At 55.2% G+C, this 5,351-nt stretch carries 3 protein-coding genes and 1 pseudogene; all 4 read right to left on the bottom strand.

Annotation, left to right across the window (positions count from 1 at the left end):
* Positions 1–608, bottom strand: a pseudogene (locus HMPREF9720_RS04910) (GH92 family glycosyl hydrolase); the annotation flags it as partial.
* 104 nt (positions 609–712) lie between these two features.
* A complete protein-coding gene (locus HMPREF9720_RS04905) occupies positions 713–1,408 on the bottom strand; it encodes a M48 family metallopeptidase (RefSeq protein ID WP_009597117.1) in 696 nt (231 codons plus the stop codon).
* On the bottom strand, positions 1,408–4,617 hold the full coding sequence (locus HMPREF9720_RS04900) for a type I restriction endonuclease subunit R (protein ID WP_009597119.1): 3,210 nt from the start codon (positions 4,615–4,617) through the stop codon (positions 1,408–1,410). Before HMPREF9720_RS04900 ends, HMPREF9720_RS04905 begins: the two co-directional genes overlap by 1 nt.
* Positions 4,618–4,619: 2 nt before the next feature.
* Positions 4,620–5,351, bottom strand: a 732-nt coding sequence (locus tag HMPREF9720_RS15605) for a hypothetical protein (RefSeq protein ID WP_175282393.1), incomplete at its 5' end; no start/stop codon positions are given.

Below are 5,351 nucleotides of genomic sequence, written 5' to 3'. Positions count from 1 at the left end.
CGTGCTTGCGCCTTGGCCTTCACGGTTTCGAAATCGTCCTTTCCCAGCTCTTCGAGGTTCTGCACGGCCTGCATCTGCGATATGAACGACGAGGCTGCGCGCACCGTTACCTGCTCTCCGCGCCGGGTTTCGAAACCTACCCGCACGAGGGCGTGTTCGCCGACTAACTGTTCGCCTTCGACGGGCTTCGTGCCGTCATAGATCTGGAAATCCCGGATCTTCCGGTCGAAGCGCACGATAAACCAGTTCTTGAAGTTGTCGGGCACACCTCCGCTGTTGCGCGTGGTGTATCCCACGACAGTCCGTTTGTCGTGCATGACCCTGATGTACGATCCGCGGTCGAAAGCGTCGATCACCACGCCCGACTCGTCCGATTCGGGGAACGTGAAACGCATGATCGCAGCCCGCTCGGTCGGGGCGATCTCGGCCTTGATGTCGTGGTCGGCGAGGTATACCGAATAATAGTAGGGGCGTGCCTCCTCCGACTGGTGCGAAAACCAGCTCTGACGGCTCTCTTCATCGACCTTGTCGCGTCCGCGTACAGGCATGATGGAGAACTGCCCGTAGTCGTTGATCCACGGCGAGGGCTGGTGCGTCTGCTTCAGACCTCACAGAAACCGCGTTGTAGATATCTACAACGCGGTTTTCGTTTCGTTTTGTCATACATTTGTCATACGGGGAGGACGGATGATGCTTTTGAAGCAGTTTGCACCTACATCATGAATCGCTCCAACTTGTCTTTCCAACGCCGCCAGTCGGGCATCTCGGTTTCGAGCAGGGTAAAGAAGGCCGCGGTATGGTCGGGATGCAGCAGATGACACATCTCATGCGTAATAACATATTCAATGCAGGGACGCGGCGCCTTGATGAGTTCCGTATTCAGAATGATTTTCCCCTTGGGGGTGCAGCTGCCCCAACGGTTTTCCATCTCCTGGACATAGAGTGAGGTTGGCGCAACTCCGTACCGTGCAAATCGGGAAATGATTGGCTCCGCATACTCGGCAAACTTGAGTTTGGCGTGTTCGCGGTACCAGGATCTCATCAACTCCCGGGCCCTGTCCGGAGAGGTGCATACCACTTCGAAGCAGCGCCCCTTGTAGCGGACGCTGTTGGTTTTGCCTTCCGAAACCCGGAGCAGGAACTGCTTTCCCAGATAGTAGTGCGACTCTCCGCTGACATACCGTTTTTCCGGACTCCGAATCCCGAAATCCGTGAAATAGGCCTGCTGCCGAAGAATCCACGGCGCCCGTTTGTGGAGTTTCTGCTCGATAACCTCTTCCGACGTCCCTTCCGGAGCCAGCAGAACGACCTCGCCGGATGGATATACCTTGATTCCGAGTGTCCGGCGGGCGGAAAAGAGCACGCTGTAGGGAATCGTCTCTTTCCCGTAGACGAATATCTGTTGCATCACCGGAACCATTTTTGAGCCACGTCGACCGCCCGGTCGATGATGGCATCCATGTCGTCGAAGGTCATCGACAGATCATATTTGCGTTTGACCTCGTCAATCAGATAGTCCTCGATGTCGAGCTTCATCATGCCGACCAGCCGGTCCTTGAGCGGCCAGTCGACAATGAGCGTCCCCTTCTCGAAGATGTGCTGACGAATGATGGCGTCGATCCGGTTGGCCGTGTCGAGTGCGATTTGCGTCAGGTCGAGCCCCTGTTCGGGTTTTATGACTGACTTGTAGACCTCCAGGCTCAATCCGAAGTAGGCCCGCGCGGCATTGTTATCCTTCAGCACGTCGGGAATCTCGCTGTCGGTATGATTCAGCACCTTGTTCATCAGGTCTGTCGCCTGAGTCAGATACTCCGCCTCGTCGATTCGCCCCTGTTCGTACTGCGAGATGGTCTCCTTGAGCATCTGCGAGAACTTCTTGTAGAAGGCCGGGTCGGTATCCATGTTCTCGGTGATGTACTTGGCCGTTCGCGAGGCAATCGTGTCGGCCTTGGCCGCTTTCCCGGAGATCTTCTCCACCTCTTCGGCGAATCGCTCCTTGTCGAAGATGTTCACCAGGTCGGTGATGACCTGCACCTCGCCGCTCTCGATGTGCGTGTCGATCAGCTTTTGAATCTGCCCTTCGTATTGCTTGTAGTCCACCGTGTCGGAGTAGCGCTCCTGCACGGCATTACGAAGCTTCATGAAGAAGGCCAGATCGTGCTTGTACCGTTCGACCTCTTCTTGAGGCGTGTTTTGGTGGAATACGATGGACGAAAGCGCCACCTTCAGCGTCCGGGCAAAGGCCCGCAGCTTTTCGTAGAAGAGCGAGCGCCGGTCCTCCTCGCGCAGGACATTGCCGAAGGCCTCGAAGTCGGTCGTGTTGCGCACCTCCTTGAAGAGGTCCCACAACTCGGCATGCTTTTGGGGCAGCTTGGCCACCTCCTCCGAAATGTCCGTATAGGTTCCCTCCAGATCCTCCTTGTCGAAATCGGTGTAGAGCTCCAGCGCCGAATTGAGCGACCCCAATACGCCGTAATAGTCGATGATATACCCGAACTCCTTGTCTTCGCAGACGCGGTTGACGCGGGCAATGGCCTGCAGCAGCGTGTGGTCCTTCAACTTGCGGTCGAGATAGAGCACCGTGTTGCGGGGTTCGTCGAATCCCGTCAGGAGTTTGTCCACGACGATGATAATCTCCGGTTTGTCGCTGTTCTTGAAGCGGTTGATGATGCTAGTCTCGTACTTTTTGGCCGTGCCGTATTCATCCATCATGCGCTTCCAGAAGGCCACCTCCACGTTCGAGGTCTCGCCGAATGCTTCGTCTTCCCCCTCCCGGGTGTCGGGCGAGGTGATGAGCACCTCCGACGAGACGATGCCGATTTCGTCGAGAAACTGCTTGTAGAGAATCGCGATGCGCTTGCGCGGAGCCACCAGCTGCGCCTTGAACTTCGACCCCTGCCAGTTCTCCCGGAAGTGCTGCGAAATGTCCCACGCAATGGCGTAGATGCGCTGCTGTGTCTGGTTGAGCTGGTCCGCATGGCTGAACTTCTTCTTCATGTCGGCCCGCTGGGCGTTGCTCATCCATCCGCAGATCTTGTCGAAATAGCGGTCGATCGTCTCCTCGTGTACCACCTGCGGCACCATGCGACCCTCATACAGCAGCGGCACGACGGCCTTGTCCGCCACGGCCTGATCCACCGTGTAGACCGGTTGGATGATGCCGCCAAACTTCCGGGCCGTGTTCTTCTCCTTCTTCATCAGCGGCATGCCGGTCATGGCGATGAAGCAGGCATTCGGGAGCGTCTTCTCCATCTTGATGCCCATCTCGCCGTACTGGCTGCGGTGTCCCTCGTCGATCAGCACGAAGATGTTGGGGTCGGTCAACGGGGTGCGGATGCCGCGCACGGCCGTCTCGAATTTGTTGATAATCGTCGTGATGACGGCATCGCTCTTGCTGTTGAGCAGTTCGACGAGCTTGCTTCCCGTCGTGGCGTTCTCGACGCGAATCTGACACTTGCGGAACGTCCCCGTAATCTGCCGGTCGAGGTCCGTGCGGTCGGTTACGAGGATGATTTTCGGATTGCGAATCTCCTTGTCGAGGATGATGGCCTGCGCCAGCATCACCATCGTCAGCGACTTGCCGCTCCCCTGCGTGTGCCAGATGACGCCGCCGCGCCGCCGCCCGCCCTCGATGTGGCGGATGCGCCGCATCGTCTGCCGCACGGCAAAATACTGCTGGTAACGCGCCACCTTCTTGATGCCGTCGTCGTAGAGCGTGAAACCGTACATCAGCTGCAACAGCCGTTCGGGCCGGCAGAGGTTGCAGAGGTATTCGTCCTGCACCGACGGGGTGACCGGCTGCCTGTAAAGCTCCTCAAAGTTGCGGCGCACGTAGCCGAACCGCTCCCCGAAGAGCTTGTCGTCCAGCAGCGGCTCGTTGACCACCCGCTCCAGCTCCTGCCGGTAACGGGCCTCCGCCTCGCGGTCGGCGAACTGCTCGCGCCACCGCGCCCAGAACTTTTCGGGCGTGGCCGTCGTGGCGTAACTGCCCTCCTGGCGGTTGATGGCCAGCAGCAGCGTCGAGTAGAGGTACAACGAACGGATGCCGTCGGCCTTCTGGTTGCGGAGGTGCTGCGAAATGGCCTGCTCGATGGAGTCCTTCACGTCGGGACGCTTGCACTCGATGACGCATAGCGGAATGCCGTTCACGAAGAGGACGATGTCGGGCCGGTAGGTCTCGGTCATCCCCGTGCGGCTGACGGCAAACTCCTCGGTGACGTGGAAGACGTTGTTGCGCGGATTCTTCCAGTCGATGTACTGCATCACGAAGCTCTTGCGGTCGCCGTCGACAATCTGTTCGAGGGTTTTGCCCGAGGTGAGCAGGTCGTAGACCGTCTGCGAAGCCTCCATGAACCCCTCGTCCATCGGGATGTTGCGCAGGGCGTCGATTCCGGCGGTGATGTTCTGCTCGGAGAATACGGTGGTTCGCATCGAGCTGACTTGCACGACGTTGATGGCGGCGAGCTGTTTGCGCAGCACGGGTTCGAGCAGCACGTTGGCGAGATTCCCGCCGCGCAGGGCCAGCGCCTCATCGGGTGTGAGGTATGTGTACCCGAACTTTTCGAGCATCAGCAGCGCGGGAATCTGGCTGATATGGTCTTCTTTGAAGGAAATCATATTTATTTACACATATCTTGTATTTCTGTAAGAATAGTTTTTATATCATCGCATATTTCATCTTTTGTAAATTCCTTTGCGATGTCATATTTGTCAATACCTCTGCCCATACAGAAGAGTTCAATGTATTCTTTCCCGGAAAGATTAAAAAATGGGATTGTATTATTTTGCATGTCAGACTGTTTCATGGTATTTGTGTCTGGTATGACAAGAGCATGCTCCGAAAAGAAGGTTTGAACATCTTCCTCTGATATCTTTGCTGCTCGTGCTAAAACTGCACAATTTATAAGATAATTCTCAATTTCGGACCTTCTCCATTTTCGAAATCTTGCATATATCTTTGTTCGTCCGGGCTCTACATCTTGAGACTTATCTGCGAATGATTTATCTCGTAATCTGTTATCGACATTGTTATAATCGCTTTGATCCTTGTCAATCAGACTCATAGCAGATAAGTCTTTTACGTGCACTTCTAAAGCTGCTATCACATGACTTCTGAAATCATGTTTGCTTGCGGTTGGCCATATCGTGATATTATGAGGCCATTCAATTTCTAATGTGTTTGCAAATATTTTTAATAAAGTTGCGTCGCTTTCGTTTTCTACAAATAAAATATTTTTCGTCCGAACAACACTTGCAAGCATGGGATTGTATTCGCTACCGAGTCCAGTAAGAATTGATACAATTTGAGATGGCTCGCCGAGATATTTACACGATCTATTATTTACGTCAAA

Source organism: Alistipes sp. HGB5 (assembly GCF_000183485.2).
In the GTDB taxonomy this organism is placed as follows: domain Bacteria; phylum Bacteroidota; class Bacteroidia; order Bacteroidales; family Rikenellaceae; genus Alistipes; species Alistipes finegoldii.
Note: the sequence above shows the minus strand (reverse complement) of the source record. Positions and strands in the feature narration are given on the sequence as shown.